Here is a 14,539-nt window from a genome sequence, read left to right on the forward strand (position 1 = left end):
GGAACGGGCTCGTCGACGACCGTAGAGCCCGAGAAGGGTCAGCTCGGCGATCCGATGTAAGGAAGACCGGCGGCTAGGGTCCCGCTATGACAGACGGACTCCTCGCCCCGCTCTCCTTCACGCGCTACGACATGAGCGAGGCGGGGTCGGCAGCGACGATCTTCACCGACCGGACTCTGCTCTGCGGAATCTACGTGCTCGAGTTCGACAACGGGCAGCGCTACGTCGGGCAGACGAGGAACATCGTCAGCAGGTACGCCACCCACCGTCGGCACCACGGCGACGTCATCGCGCTGAACTTCGCCTCCTGTCGGCAGGCGGATCTCGATCACTACGAGGTGCTCGAGATCCGCCGTCAGGAGGCGAGTCACCGACTGCGGAATCTCGCGTTGACCGGCTGGCCCGGCGGTGAGGACGTACTCGGCGTCACCGTCGAGGAGGGGAAGAGCATCCTCCTGCCCTGGGAGCGGGAGAAGCGGGGCAGGATCGGCGAGGAGGGCGCATCGACCCTCCCCGCGCGCTTCTGGGAGCTCGCCCGCCGCTCGGACTACGACGAGATGTCGACGGTGCTCGCGTGGTACGTGGCCGAGACGATCGCGGATCCGTTCGGCACGCAGTTCGCGCTCTGGACGGTCTCCGCACTTCCGGCGACGAAGCGCACGAAGACCCGTCGACGACTGCTCACGCTCAGCTGCGGGATCCTCGAGACGGTGTTCGCCCAGGTCGAGCGCGAGGTGCTGTTGATCGTCGTCAACGTCGATGCGGAGACGTTCGATCGGCTGGCCGGGGCGGAGTCCGGGGCGCAGCCTGAGGTCTTCGCGGACGGCTACGACGCAGGCTACAAGAGCGCCGAAGTCGCCCAGTACGTCTTCGAGTCGTGGCACGACTTCGCGACGGCGCTCGACTACGACCCGTTCGTCGAGGCCGCCTACAAGCTCAACACGACGATGATGCGTCGCGGAGGTTCGCCCCTCCGGCGCCACCACAACACCTTCTTCGCGAACGACCTGCTCCGGATCGCCGCTGGTGGGCAACGGGACGAGGGCTGAGCACGGATCGGTGCCGTCCATTGGACACTTTCTGCTGCTACCGCGGGTCCATGACCGCAGAAAGGGCCGAACGGCACGCCGGATCAGCCGGAGACGTGCGACCGGCGTGATGGCGAGGGTGGGTCTCGATACGCCGCTGCGCGGCTACTCGACCAGCATGTGCTTCATGTTGATCGAGTAGCCCTCGGAGAGGACGTATCGAGATCCGCCGTGGCAAGAGCGGGGGCGTGAGGCCGGCGCTTGGACACGTGGGTCTCAATACGCCGCTGTGCGGCTACTCGACCAGCATGGGGCGCCGCTGCGTGGGCGGCAGCGCGCGGGAGGTCAGGCCTCCGCGGCGCGGAGGGCGAGCTTCGCGTAGAGGTCCTCGAGGAGGAGGCGGGTGTCGAGGTGGGTGTAGACGCAGAGGTCCGGGCCGTCGCCGGTGCGGGGGCCGTACTGGCCGTCGGGAGTGATCGAGGGGCGGGGGACGCGCGCCGTGCGGCTCGAGGAGGCGTCGGGCTCGAAGGCGGAGAGCAGGGCGGTCGCGAGGACGAGCGGGCTGTCGCCGAGGGCGTAGGTCTCGCCGAAACTCAGACCGTGCGCGGCGCCCATCCGGAAGACGCCGTCGAGGGCGTCGAAGAGGTGCCGGCCGAGCTCGCCGGCGGTGCGCATCCGCACGCGCAGCTCGGCGACGGACGCGAGCGGCTGCCGGTACGCGTCGCGCGGGAACTGCTCGATCGGCAGCGCGGACGCGAACACCTCGGCGGCGGCGGGCACGTCGATCAGCAGGTTGTACTCGATCGGCATCGCGCCGGGCGGAGGGACGGCAAGGCCCGGGTGCTCGGGCCCGCCGATCCAGATCAGTGTCATCCTGGCGGCGATCGACGGCTCGAGGCGCAGCGCCGCCGCCACCTCGGTCAGCCCGGCGCCGGCGCAGAGGTACAGCGGCCGCGGGTCGTCCCGCAGCGCCTCCGCCACGATCGCGCGAGCGGCGTCCGAGACACCAGCATCAGGAGCGTTCGCACCCGCGACCACCGGCACGTCCGGGCGCCCGCAGAGCGCGAGCACCTCGCGCGCCGCCGCGGCCGCGTTGTCCGCGGTCCGTTCGGAGGGATCGAACGGGTCGCCCGGCCGCAACCGCGAGCCGACGACGAGCGCCAGCTCGACCGACTCCGACAGCGCGTGCTGCGCGAGCTGCACCAGCCCGTCCGGGTCGCCGGAGTAGTCGTTGTCCGAGATCACCCGCACCCGCGGCGGCACGCCGCTCACGACACGACCTTCGTCAGCCGCACGGCCATGAACTGCCGCGCCGGCAGCTCCACCCGGAACGACCCGGAGAACACCCCCGGCACCCGCGAGACCGTCATCCCCCAGGTGTCGATCACATCCACGATCCAGGAGTCGGAGGGGTCGCGCACGATCTGCCGGAACCGCGGCCGGTTGAAGCCGAAGTAGACCAGCTGCACGCCGCCGCCCCCGCCCCAGGGCGCGTCCCAGTCCGAGGGCAGCGGGTCGATCCGCCCCTCCGGCATCTCGGCGGTGATCTGCCGCAGGAAGGCGATCCGCGCCGGGCTGTCGCCGACGAGCTCGCCGCCCTTCGACCACCAGAGCTCCTCGCGGTCGTTGAGGTACGTCTCGCCGTGGCCGACGTATCCGCCGCGGATCGCCCCCTCCCAGAAGCGCCGGACCATCTCCTCGCCGGTGATGTTGCCCCAGCCCTGGTCGATGTCGCCCTCGTAGGCGCACTCGTCGATCACGACCGGCTTGCCCCACTGCTCGCGCCAGGCGTCGGTGTTCTCGGCCGTGCGGTAGACGTCGATCCGCTGCACGCTCGCGTGCGTGATCCACGGCCGGGAGTAGTCGTAGAAGCCGAAGCAGTTGTGGATCGAGAGCAGGTGGCCCACCGGGTCCTCGGCGACGACGAGCGCGGCGAGGCGCTCCCAGTCGTCGACGCTCTTCGACCAGAGCAGGTCGTACTCGTTGGCGAGCGACCACCAGACGTTCGGCGAGGCGGCCAGGCGCCGGACGACGTACCGGGTGACGAGGTCGTCGGCCGCGCGGCCCATGTCCGAGAAGCCCCAGCGGTCGTAGGCGTGGAAGAGGATCACGTCGGCCTGGATGCCGAGCCCGTCGAGGTCCGCGACCCGCTCCTCCAGCCGGCGGAAGAACGCGGGCACGGGCCGGTCGAAGTCCCAGCCGTCGCCGTCGCGCTCGAACGGATACAGCTCCGGCTCGTTCGTGTTGTACAGGTACGCCTTCGGGAAGACGCAGTGCCGCACCTTGGTGAACGGCGCGACCGCGAGCGTCGCGAGGGTCGCCTCCTGCAGCGCCTCGCTCTGGTGCGTCCAGGCGTACGCGGTCGTGCCGAGCGGCAGGTGCCGAGTGCCGTCCTCGTGCGCGAAGTGGAAGGTGTCGGCGACCCGCACCGGCCCGTGCGCGCCGGGCAGGGCGGCCTCCACGGTGACGGAGGCGGTGAGCCCGTCGAGCGAGCGCGCGGTGGACGCGGTGGTCACGCTCCAGACGCCGGCGGCGGGAGGCAGGAACCGCACCCGGTACACCCCGTCGCCGTCGTAGAACCCGCCGGCCCGCACCGTCTCGTCGCCGAGCGAGAACTCCGCCGAGAACTCGACGTCCACGAACGGATTGCCGTGCGCCGGCCCGTCGACGACGACCTCGGCCGGCGCCCACACGGTGCCCGGAGCGACCGGTCGCACCACGGCCGACGCGACAGCCACGTCCTCGCCCTCGTAGTCCGCGCGCGGCAGCACGGCCACCCGCTCCGGCCGCGGCGCCGCGACTCCGGAGTCGTCGACCGCGTCGAGCGCCGCCCAGAACGAGGCCTCGCGCTCGGGGTCCGCCTTCAGCAGCGGATCCATCCCCACGACGAGTCCGACGGGGGCGGAGCGCAGCTGCACCAGCAGCGGCGAGTTGACGACACCCGGGACGAAACGGCGCACGACGTCGCCCGCCTCCCCGTGGTCGAGGACGGCGGCCAGGGTCGATTCGCGGGAGAAGCCCACGGTCACACCTCCACGGTGGTCAGGGTCTGCACGGTGCGCCGGAATTCGGCCTGCATGTCGAGGGCGTCGCGCTGGAGGAGCCACTGCACCTGCAGCCCGTCCATGGTCGCGATGACGCGGATCGCGGCGCTGCGCGGATCCACGCCCGGCACCAGCTGCCCGCGGGTCAGCATGTCGCCGAACGCGCCGGTGAACAGGTCGACGATGAAGCGGTAGCGGTTCGCGAAGTACTCGTGCGCCGGGTGGTCGGCGTGGGTCGCCTCCGCGGAGAGCACGCACTGCAGCTCGACGAGGCCGGGGATCTCGGTGTTGTAGGCGACCAGGTCGATCAGCGCGCGGACCGTGTCGATGCCGGGGACGGCGTCGCCGCTGGGCACCCGGACGATCGAGTGGTCGTCGCGGAGGGTGAGCACCGCCGAGAGCAGCTCCCACTTGTTGGCGAAGTGGTGCAGCACGCCGGCCTGGCTGAGCCCGACCTTCTCGGCGATCTCGCGCAGCGACGCGGCGTGGTAGCCGCTCGCGGAGAAGACCTCCAGGCCCGCGGCCACGATCTCGGCACGCCGGGCGGCGGTCTTGGCGTACTGCCCGCGCGGTCGCCGCGGGGGAGAGGTGGGGAGTGCCATGAAGTGCCTCCAGGCGCATCGTTGCGAGGGGGCACGGAGCCTCCGGTGCGAGAAACCTAGCCGCTAGAGGTTTCCGAGTCAAAAACCTGGCGCCGAGTCGGCTTTCGGAAAGCTCCCCGTCAGCGCCCAGTTCCAAGCGCCTCGCGGGACGTGAACGGTCACGAGAATCACGAAAACCTAACGGGCCGAAGTTTTTCTTCCCAAAACCTAGGGGTCGTCTGTTTTTCGTGTTAGCTTCCTCGGCACCGGTTCATGGGAGAACCGGGAGAACCTGGAGACCGAAGATGTTCCGATGGAAGAGGCTGGCGGCCGCTGCGATCGCCGTCACCACGATGGTCGGCCTGACCAGCTGCGCGGCCGACTCCGGCGGAGGCGCCTCCGGCGGCTCGAGCGAGACGCTCACGCTGGGTGCGATCCAGACCCTGTCGACGTTCGCTGCGGCGGACTCGTACTGGGCCAACGAGTCGCCGTACATGCAGGCCGTCTACGACAGCGTGCTGCGGGCCGAGCCCGACGGCACCATCACCGAGGGCCTCGCCTCGGAGTGGACCTACAACGAGGACAACACGGTCCTCACCCTGAAGATCCGCGACGGTGTGACCTTCTCCGACGGATCGACGCTCGACGCCGACGCCGTCGCGCAGAACCTGATCCGCTTCCGCGACGGCAACTCGCCCGACACGAACAAGATGGCCGACCTCGCCGACGCCGTCGCGACCGACGCCTCGACCGTCACGGTGACCCTCAAGCAGGCCAACCCGACGTTCCTCTTCTACCTGACCCAGAACGCCGGCCTCGTCGAGGCGCCCTCCGCCTTCGAGTCCGCCGACATCCAGACCGTCCCGGTCGGCTCCGGCCCCTACGAGCTCGACGCGGCCAAGACCGTCATCGGCACCTCCTACGCCTTCACCAAGCGCGACGGCTACTGGGACGAGGACTCGGTCCACTACGACAACCTGAACATCAACGTCTACAGCGACTCCACCGCTCTGGTGAACGCGATCAAGGGCGGTCAGGTCAACGCGGCGAACACGGTCGACAACAACGACCTCAAGGAGATCGAGGCGTCGGGCTTCACCGTCAACGCCTTCGAGCTCAACTGGACCGGTCTGCTGCTGCTCGACCGCGACGGCACCATCGCGCCGGCCCTCAAGGACGTCCGCGTCCGCCAGGCCATCAACTACGCGTTCGACAAGGAGTCGCTGCTGAAGGCCATCGGCCAGGGCTACGGCACCCCGACCACGCAGATCTTCCCGACCTCCTCCGAGGGCTACGACGAGTCGCTCGACGACGACTACCCCTACGACCCCGAGAAGGCCAAGGAGCTGCTCGCCGAGGCCGGCTACCCGGACGGCTTCGAGCTGAACATGCCCTCGAGCTCGCTCATCGGCTCCTCGACCTTCACGCTGATCCAGCAGCAGCTCTCCGAGGTCGGCATCACCGTCACCTACACCGACGCCGGCAACAACTTCATCGCCGACGTCCTCGCCCCGAAGTACGCCGCGACCTGGCTCACGCTGCAGCAGGACCCCGACTGGGCGCTGATCAACTTCGAGCTCAGCCCCAACGCGATCTTCAACCCCTTCAAGAACGCCGACCCCGAGCTCGAGACGCTGATCGAGGCCGTCCGCACCGCGGACGAGTCCGGCTACGCCGCCGCCGTCCAGGCCGTCAACGCCTACACGGTCGAGAACGCCTGGTTCGCCCCCTGGTACCGCCAGCAGTCGAGCTTCGTGACCGACGCGAACACCAAGGTCGAGACCCAGACGGGCAACGCCTACCCGTACCTCTGGAACATCACCCCGGCCTGATCCGGATCAGCGGGCGGGTCGGCTCCGGTCGACCCGCCCGCTCCCTCTCTTCGCGCCGCCCGATCCGCTGATCAGGCCCGCGCCCTCCTCCGTTCGAAGGACCACTGATGACCAGGTTCATCCTGCGACGCGTCGTCTCGGGGATCATCCTCGTGGTGCTGATCTCCGTCGTCGCCTACGCACTCCTCTATCTCGGCGGCGGCGACATCGCCCGCCGCATCCTCGGGCAGAACGCGACGCCGGAGGCGGTGGCCCAGCGCGCCGCGCAGCTCGGCCTCGACCAGCCGATCTGGTCGCAGTACCTCGGCTGGCTCGGCCACGCCGTGACCGGCGACCTCGGCAGCTCCTGGTTCACCGGGCAGGCGGTCACCACCGCCATCTCCACCCGCGTCACCGTCACGCTCTCCCTGGTCATCGGCGCCACGATCATCTCCGCGATCGTCGCGGTCGTGCTCGGCGTCTGGGCCGCGGTCCGCCGCGGCTGGGCCGACAAGCTCGTGCAGCTGGTGTCGATCCTCGGCTTCGCGATCCCCGGCTTCCTGATCGCGCTGGGACTCGTCACCGTCTTCGCGATCAACCTCCGCTGGTTCAAGCCCACCGGCTACGTCAACCTCACCGACTCGTTCTCGGGCTGGATCGCCACGGTCACCCTGCCGATCATCGCCCTCGCGATCGGCGGCATCGCCGGTGTCGCCCAGCAGGTCCGCGGCTCCGTCATCGACGCGCTCCGCCAGGACTACGTGCGGACCCTGCGCTCGCGCGGCCTGCCCGCCAACCGGATCGTCTTCCAGCACGTGCTGCGGAACGCCGGCGGCCCCGCGCTCGCCGTCCTCGCCGTGCAGTTCATCGGCCTCCTCGGCGGCGCCGTCATCGTCGAGCAGATCTTCGCGATCCCCGGCCTCGGCCAGGTCGCGGTCACCGCGACCACCCAGGGCGACATCCCGCTGGTGATGGGCCTCGTGCTGATCACCGCGATCATCGTCGTCATCGTCAACCTGCTCATCGACCTGCTCCAGGGCTGGCTCAACCCGAAGGTGCGACTCTCATGACCGCCACGACTCCGCTGCCCGCCAGCACCCCGTCGGTCGGAGTGGAGGAGCGCGCCGCCCGCACGCACCTCTTCCGCCGCCTGCTGCACAACCCGGTCGGGCTCGTCTCGCTCGTCTTCCTCGCGATCGTCGTCCTCTCCGGGATCTTCGCGCCGCTGCTCGCCCCGGCCGACCCGAACCGCGCCTCGCTGCAGGACGTGCTCGCCGAGCCCGGCGCCGCGCACCTGCTCGGCGCCGACAGCGCGGGCCGCGACGTGCTCTCGCGCCTGCTCTTCGGCACCCAGTTCAGCCTCGCCGGCGCCCTGGTGGCGCTCGCGGTCGCCGTTGTCATCGGCGTCACCAGCGGACTGCTGGCCGGCTACTTCGGCGGCTGGTTCGACTCCGTCTCGGCCTGGACCTCCGGCCTCGTGATGGCGCTGCCCGGCTTCGTCGTCCTGCTGGCGGCCCGCGCCGTCATCGGCCCGTCGATGTGGCTCTCGATGGCCATCTTCGGCGTCCTGCTCTCGCCGGCCTTCCACCGGCTGGTCTACGCCTCCGTCACCGCGGTGCGCGGCGAGCTCTTCGTCGACGCGGCCCGGGTCTCCGGCCTCAGCAACGGCCGGATCATCGCCCGGCACATCCTCACCGTCGTCCGCGCTCCCGTCATCATCCAGGCCTCGCTGGTCGCCGGCATCGCGATCGCGATCCAGGCCGGACTCGAGTTCCTCGGCCTCGGCGACCTGTCGATCCCCACCTGGGGCTCGATGCTCAACGACGGCTTCTCCAACGTCTTCAACGCCCCGATCCTGATGCTCTGGCCGAGCCTCGCGATCGCGCTCACCTCCATCGCGCTGACCCTGCTGGGCAACGCGATGCGCGACGAGCTCGAGCGCAGCGCCTCCGGAGCCAAGCGCTCGAAGAAGCGCAAGTCGGCCTCGGCCCCCGCGACGGTGCCGACCAGCCTCTCCACCATCGGCATCCAGACCATGCTCGACGAGGACGCCGCGGCGCCCAAGACCGTCGTGCACGAGGAGGAGGCCGGCGCGACCGGTGCTGACAGGAACGTGGCGGAGGAGATCCTCCGCGTCACGAACCTCTCGGTCGGCTACGGCCAGAACGACGGCTCGGTGAAGACGGTCGTCCACGACGTCTCGCTCGCGGTCCGCCGCGGCGAGATCCACGGCCTGATCGGCGAGTCCGGCTCCGGCAAGACGCAGACCGCCTGGTCGGTGCTGCGCCTGCTGCCCGAGGGCGGCCGGATCACCGGCGGCTCGATCGTCTTCGACGGCAAGGACCTCGCGCACCTGTCAGAGAAGGAGATGACCAAGCTCCGCGGCAAGCGCATCGCGTACATCCCGCAGGAGCCGATGTCGAACCTCGACCCCTCCTTCACCATCGGCACGCAGCTCGTGCAGCCGATGCGGATCTGCCTCGGCCTCTCCAAGGCGGCGGCGAAGGAGCGGGCGCTCGGCCTCCTCGCCCGGGTCGGCATCCCCAACCCGCAGCGCACGTTCGACGCCTACCCGCACGAGGTCTCCGGCGGCATGGCCCAGCGCGTGCTGATCGCCGGCGCCGTCTCCTGCGACCCCGACCTGCTGATCGCCGACGAGCCGACCACCGCGCTCGACGTCACGGTGCAGGCCGAGGTGCTCGATCTGCTCCGCGAGCTGCAGTCGGAGCTGAACATGGGCATGATCCTCGTCACGCACAACTTCGGCGTCGTCGCCGACCTGTGCGACCGCGTCTCGGTCATGCGCGACGGCCGGATCGTCGAGACCGGGCCCGTGCGCTCGATCTTCGCCGACCCCCGTCACCCCTACACCCGCGCCCTGTTCGACGCGATCCTCGAGGAGGGGCCCGCCCGCGGACCGCTCGTCGCCACCACCGCCGTGAAGGAGTCGAGCCGATGAGCGCCGCACCCGCCGCACCGTCCGAGCTGCTGCTGGACGTCAAGGACGTCGTCGTCGAGTACCCGGGCAAGGGCTTCCGCGCGAAGCCGTTCCAGGCGCTGAAGGGCGTCTCGCTCGACATCCGCCCCGGCGAGACCGTCGGCCTGGTCGGCGAGTCCGGCTCGGGCAAGACCACGCTCGGCCGCGCGGTGCTGGGGCTCGCCCCGGTCACCGGCGGCGAGATCCTCTACAACGGGCGCGATATCGCGCACCTCGACCGGCGTCAGCGCCGCGGGCTCTCCTCCGAGATCCAGGTCGTCTTCCAGGACCCGTACACCTCGCTCAACCCGTCGCTGACGATCGAGCAGATCCTGGTCGAGCCGCTCACCGTGCGGAAGGTCGACGCCAAGGTCGCCTCGAAGCGGGTGCGCGAGCTTCTCGACCAGGTCGGGCTGCCGCAGTCCGCGGCCGACCGCCTGCCGCGCGAGTTCTCCGGCGGTCAGCGCCAGCGGATCGCGATCGCCCGGGCGCTCGCCCTCGAGCCGCGGCTGATCGTCTGCGACGAGCCCGTCTCGGCGCTGGACCTCTCCACCCAGGCGCGCGTCCTCGACCTCTTCACCGAGATCCAGGAGCGCACCGGAGTCGCGTACCTCTTCGTCTCGCACGACCTCGCCGTCGTGCGGCACCTCTCGCACCGCGTCGCCGTGATGTACCACGGCGAGATCGTGGAGTGGGGCGACGGCGACCAGGTCACCTCCCGCCCGGAGCACGCCTACACCCAGCGCCTCTTCCTGGCAGCCCCCGTCGCCGACCCGGTCCGCCAGGCCACCCGCCGCGAGGAGCGCCGCGCCTTCGTGGCCGCCCACCCCTGACGCCCGCCGCCCCGGACGCGCGCGCGTCCCTCCCCTCTCCGCGAGATGCCACTTATGAGCGCGACACGCCGCGTTATCGCGTCATAAGTGGCATCTCGCGGAAGGGGCCGGGCGGGGTGCACCGTCAGAAACCCACTACTGCTAGGTTTTGAGGGACGACGACGTCGCCTCCCGAGAGAGAAAGAGTCACCGTGACCGACACCTCCACTGCTCCCCGCATCCCGGCCGAGGGACCCGACGCCGACGCCCTGCTCACCGAGCTGATCGGGCGCCTCGACCTCGAGGAGAAGGTGCAGCTGCTCACCGGCCGCGACTTCTGGACCACCTGGCCGATCGAGAAGATCGGCCTGCGCCGCATGCTCGTCTCAGACGGCCCGTCGGGTGTCCGCGGCGAGGTCTGGGACGAGCGCTCGCCCTCGCTCAACCTGCCCTCCGCCACCGCGCTGTCCTCCTCCTGGGACCGCTCGATCGCCCGCCGCTACGGCGCCGCCGCCGCGGTCGAGGCGCGCCGCAAGGACGTCGACGTCGTCCTCGGCCCGACCATCAACCTGCACCGCTCCCCGCTCGGCGGCCGCCACTTCGAGGGCTTCAGCGAGGACCCGGTGCTCACCGCCGATCTCGCCGCCGCCTACGTGGCCGGCGTGCAGGAGAACGGCGTCGGCGCCACTCCCAAGCACTACATCGCCAACGACTCCGAGACCGACCGCTTCACCGTCGACGTCCGGGTCGGCGACCGCGCGCTCCGCGAGCTCTACCTGCTCGCCTTCGAGCGCGCGATCGTCGAGACCCGCGCCTGGCTCGTGATGAGCTCCTACAACTCGATCAACGGCACCACCGCCACCGAGAGCGACCTGCTGGAGACCCCGCTGAACAGCGAGTGGGGCTTCGACGGCGTCGTCATCAGCGACTGGACCGCGGTCCGCACCGTCGACAGCGCCCGCGCGGCGCAGGACCTCGTGATGCCCGGCCCCGACGGCCCGTGGGGCGCCGCGCTGGTCGCCGCCGTCCGCGACGGCTCGATCGAGGAGTCCGTCGTGGACCGCAAGGTGCGCCGCATCCTCCGCCTCGCCGCCCGCGTCGGCGCGCTCGAGGGCTTCGCGCCCGCCGTCGCCGAGCCGGTCCTCGTCGAGGACGGCCGCGCCTTCGCCCGCGAGGCCGCCGCCGCCGGCAGCGTCCTGCTGCGCAACGAGGGCGAGCTGCCCTGGGACGCCTCGGCGCTCACCTCCGTCGCCGTCATCGGCCACAACGCCCGCGAGGCGCGCACCCAGGGCGGCGGATCCGCCACGGTCCTGCCCGAGAAGGTCGTCACTCCGCTCGACGGCGTCCGCGCCGCCCTGCCGCAGGCCCGCGTCGACTACGCCCTCGGCGCGGTGGTGCAGGACGGCGTCGCCCCGCTCGTCCTCGAGACGATCACCAACCCGGTCACCGGCGAGCCCGGCCAGCGCGTCCGCTTCCTCGCCGAGGACGGCGCGGAGCTGTTCGTCGAGGACCGCCGCGCCACCTCGCTGGTCTGGTTCGGCGGCACCGCACCGATCGCCGCCTCGGCCCGCGTCGAGTTCTCGACGATCCTCACCCCCGCCGCCGACGCGACCGTCCGCCTGGGCTTCGCCGTCGCCGGCACCGCCCGCGTCTACGTCGACGGCGCGCTCTTCCTCGAGGAGACCCTCGCCGCCGTCGGCTCCGACCTCGGCGCCGCGCTGCTCGCCCCGCCGTCGGTCTCCGCGCCGCTGACCGTCACCGCCGGCACTCCCGTCGACATCCGGATCGAGTACGACATCGTGCACGCCGAGGGCGACCTCGAGGGTGCGCTCGGCTTCACCTACGGCCTCGAGCCCGACGCCACCCCCGCCGACGAGCTGATCGCGGAGGCGGTGGCACTCGCCCGCGACGCCGACGTCGCCCTCGTGGTGGTCGGCACCAACTCCGCGGTCGAGTCCGAGGGCTACGACCGCAGCTCGCTCGACCTGCCGGGTCAGCAGGACGCGCTCGTGCGCGCCGTGGCCGCGGTCAACCCGCGCACCGTCGTGGTCGTGAACGCCGGCGCCCCCGTGCTGCTGCCGTGGCGCGACGAGGTGGCGGCCGTGCTGGTCGGCTACTTCGGCGGCCAGGAGATGGGCGACGCGGTCGCCGACGTCCTGCTCGGCCGGGTCGAGCCCGGCGGGCGCCTGCCCACCACCTGGCCGGTCGCGATCGAGGACGTCCCCGTCCTCTCCACGCTGCCGACCGACGGCGAGCTGCACTACGACGAGGGCATCCACATCGGCTACCGCGCCTGGCTGCGGAGCGAGGTCGAGCCGGCCTACGTCTTCGGCCACGGCCTCGGCTACACCTCGTTCGAGCTCGTCTCGGTCTCGACGCCCGAGCCCGTCCGCGGCGGCGAGGACGTGGCGCTCCTCGTCGACGTCGTGAACACCGGCGAGCGCGCCGGCAAGGTGGTGCTGCAGGCCTACGCCGAGCGCCGCGACTCCGCCGTCGAGCGCCCGGTGCGCTGGCTGGTCGGCTTCGAGAGCGCGACGCTCGAGGCGGGCGCGAGCGCGCAGATCGCCGTGACCGTGCCGACCCGCCTGCTCGCCACCTGGAACGACGGCTGGGAGTACGAGGCCGGAGCGTTCACGATCCGCCTCGGCACCTCGCTCGAGGACGTCCCGCTGGTGACCGAGCTGGAGCTGCGCGCATGAGCGGCGGCGTCGTGCCGGGCGGAGTCGCGCAGGGCGGGGTCGGAGCGCCCTTCCCGAACCCGCTGATCCCCGGCTTCAACCCCGACCCCAGCGTCGTCCGCGCCGACGGCGTCTACTACCTGGTCACCTCGACGTTCGAGTACCTGCCCGGCATCCCCGTGTACCGCAGCACCGACTTCGAGACCTGGGAGCGCGTCGGCAACGTCGCGACCCGCGCCGAGCAGATCGGTGTGGAGGAGGTGCCCACCGGCCTCGGCGTCTGGGCGCCGACCATCCGCCACCACGACGGCCTCTTCCACGTGATCGTCTCGGTCCCCGCGGGAGTCGGCACCGTCGTCTTCACCGCGGCGGACCCGGCCGGCGAGTGGAGCGACGGCACCGTCCTGACCGACGCCGACGGCGGCCCGCTCCAGGGCATCGACCCGGACCTCGCCTGGGACGAGGACGGCACCGCGTACGTCACCTACTCCGGCCTGATCCTGAGCGGCGAGGAGGCCGGCGCGCACCTCGGCATCCAGCAGGTGCGGGTCGACCTCGCGGCCGGTCGCATCCTGGAGGAGCCGCGCTCGCTCTGGTCGGGCACCGGCGGCGGCTTCCCGGAGGCGCCGCACCTGTACCGGCGCTCGGTCGACGGCCGGGACGTCTGGTACCTCCTCATCGCCGAGGGCGGCACGGAGCGCGGCCACGGCGTCTCGATCGCCCGGAGCGACGCGCCGACCGGCCCATTCGAGACCGCGCCCGGCAACCCGTTCCTCACCGCCCGCGGCACCACCCGACCGGTGCAGAACACCGGCCACGGCGACCTGGTGGAGGGCCCCGACGGCTCGACGCTGATCGTGCTGCTCGGCGTCCGCCCGCGCGGAGCGACGCGCGCCTTCTCGGCGCTCGGCCGCGAGACCTTCGTCACCCGCGTCAGCTGGGAGGACGGCTGGCCGGTCGCCGAGCCCGTCGCGCTCTCGCCGCGCGGTCCGCTGCGCGACGACGTCGACTTCTCCGGGCCGCTCGACGCGGGCTGGATCGGCGTGCGCCGCCTCCCGACCGCGCTCGCGAGCGTCGAGGGCGGCCGGCTGTCGCTGCCGGGGGAGGGGCGCACCCTGCGCCACCCGCAGCCCACCTTCGTCGGCCGCCGCCAGCTCACCCAGACCATGCAGGCCTCGGTCGTCGCCGACGTGTCGGCCGGCGTCGGCGGGCTCGCCGTCCGCTACGACGAGACGACCTTCGCGTCCGTCGAGGCGGAGTCGACCGGCGCCGGCACGCGGGTCACCGCCCGCGCCGTGATCCCCTCCTTCGAGCAGGAGTGGACCGCCGAGCTTCCCGAGGGCCCGGTGACGCTGATGCTGGAGTCCGAGCGCGACGCCGGCGTCGGCTTCGGCCCCGGCCAGATGACGAGCGACTTCCTCGTCCTCCGCGCGGAGGCCGGCGGCGTCTCCCGCACCCTCGCCCGCATCGACGGCCGCTCCTTCACCGCCGAGACCGCCACCTCCTTCACCGGCCGCGTCCTCGGCCTCTACGCCACCACCGGCACGCCGTCGTTCACCGCCTACCGCTACGCCGGCACCGACGACTGACCCGCGGGTCTCGATACGC

General features: G+C 71.6%; 10 protein-coding genes. 7 read left to right on the forward strand and 3 right to left on the reverse strand.

What is annotated here, in order from left to right; genetic code table 11:
• Positions 1-86: 86 nt before the first annotated feature.
• Positions 87-1,049, forward strand: coding sequence for a GIY-YIG nuclease family protein (locus tag EDF45_RS14205; RefSeq protein ID WP_123736710.1), 963 nt, complete (start codon positions 87-89; stop codon positions 1,047-1,049).
• A 324-nt stretch (positions 1,050-1,373) separates the two neighbouring features.
• Here the strand turns inward: EDF45_RS14205 and EDF45_RS14210 are convergent, their stop codons facing one another.
• Genes EDF45_RS14210 through EDF45_RS14220 form a run of 3 tightly spaced genes read right to left on the reverse strand, consistent with a single transcriptional unit; the run spans position 1,374 to position 4,674 of the window.
• The gene (locus tag EDF45_RS14210) at positions 1,374-2,300 is read right to left on the reverse strand and encodes a nucleoside hydrolase (RefSeq protein WP_221181132.1); all 927 of its coding nucleotides are present in this window, start codon (positions 2,298-2,300) and stop codon (positions 1,374-1,376) included.
• On the reverse strand, positions 2,297-4,057 hold the full coding sequence (locus tag EDF45_RS14215; protein WP_260312370.1) for a DUF5605 domain-containing protein: 1,761 nt from the start codon (positions 4,055-4,057) through the stop codon (positions 2,297-2,299). Before EDF45_RS14215 ends, EDF45_RS14210 begins: the two co-directional genes overlap by 4 nt.
• Positions 4,054-4,674 (reverse strand): TetR/AcrR family transcriptional regulator, encoded by a 621-nt coding sequence (locus EDF45_RS14220; protein WP_123705422.1) that lies wholly within the window; start codon positions 4,672-4,674, stop codon positions 4,054-4,056. Before EDF45_RS14220 ends, EDF45_RS14215 begins: the two co-directional genes overlap by 4 nt.
• A 284-nt stretch (positions 4,675-4,958) precedes the next feature.
• Here EDF45_RS14220 and EDF45_RS14225 point away from each other — a divergent pair, with 284 nt between their 5' ends.
• The 6 genes from EDF45_RS14225 to EDF45_RS14250 all read left to right on the forward strand — a co-directional run bounded on the left by EDF45_RS14225 (position 4,959) and on the right by EDF45_RS14250 (position 14,520).
• Positions 4,959-6,485, forward strand: a complete 1,527-nt coding sequence (locus tag EDF45_RS14225) for an ABC transporter substrate-binding protein (protein WP_123736711.1) — start codon at positions 4,959-4,961, stop codon at positions 6,483-6,485.
• Between the two features lie 107 nt (positions 6,486-6,592).
• On the forward strand, positions 6,593-7,534 hold the full coding sequence (locus EDF45_RS14230) for an ABC transporter permease (protein WP_123736712.1): 942 nt from the start codon (positions 6,593-6,595) through the stop codon (positions 7,532-7,534).
• A complete protein-coding gene (locus EDF45_RS14235) occupies positions 7,531-9,423 on the forward strand; it encodes a dipeptide/oligopeptide/nickel ABC transporter permease/ATP-binding protein (protein WP_123736713.1) in 1,893 nt (630 codons plus the stop codon). Before EDF45_RS14230 ends, EDF45_RS14235 begins: the two co-directional genes overlap by 4 nt.
• Positions 9,420-10,274 (forward strand): ABC transporter ATP-binding protein, encoded by an 855-nt coding sequence (locus EDF45_RS14240; protein ID WP_123705418.1) that lies wholly within the window; start codon positions 9,420-9,422, stop codon positions 10,272-10,274. Before EDF45_RS14235 ends, EDF45_RS14240 begins: the two co-directional genes overlap by 4 nt.
• Before the next feature lie 191 nt (positions 10,275-10,465).
• A complete protein-coding gene (locus tag EDF45_RS14245) occupies positions 10,466-12,952 on the forward strand; it encodes a glycoside hydrolase family 3 protein (RefSeq protein WP_221181133.1) in 2,487 nt (828 codons plus the stop codon).
• Positions 12,949-14,520, forward strand: coding sequence for a glycoside hydrolase family 43 protein (locus EDF45_RS14250; protein ID WP_123736714.1), 1,572 nt, complete (start codon positions 12,949-12,951; stop codon positions 14,518-14,520). Before EDF45_RS14245 ends, EDF45_RS14250 begins: the two co-directional genes overlap by 4 nt.
• Positions 14,521-14,539: the final 19 nt, after the last annotated feature.

The sequence above is a fragment of the Rathayibacter sp. PhB186 genome, assembly GCF_003751825.1.
GTDB classification, from domain to species: Bacteria; Actinomycetota; Actinomycetes; order Actinomycetales; family Microbacteriaceae; genus Rathayibacter; species Rathayibacter festucae.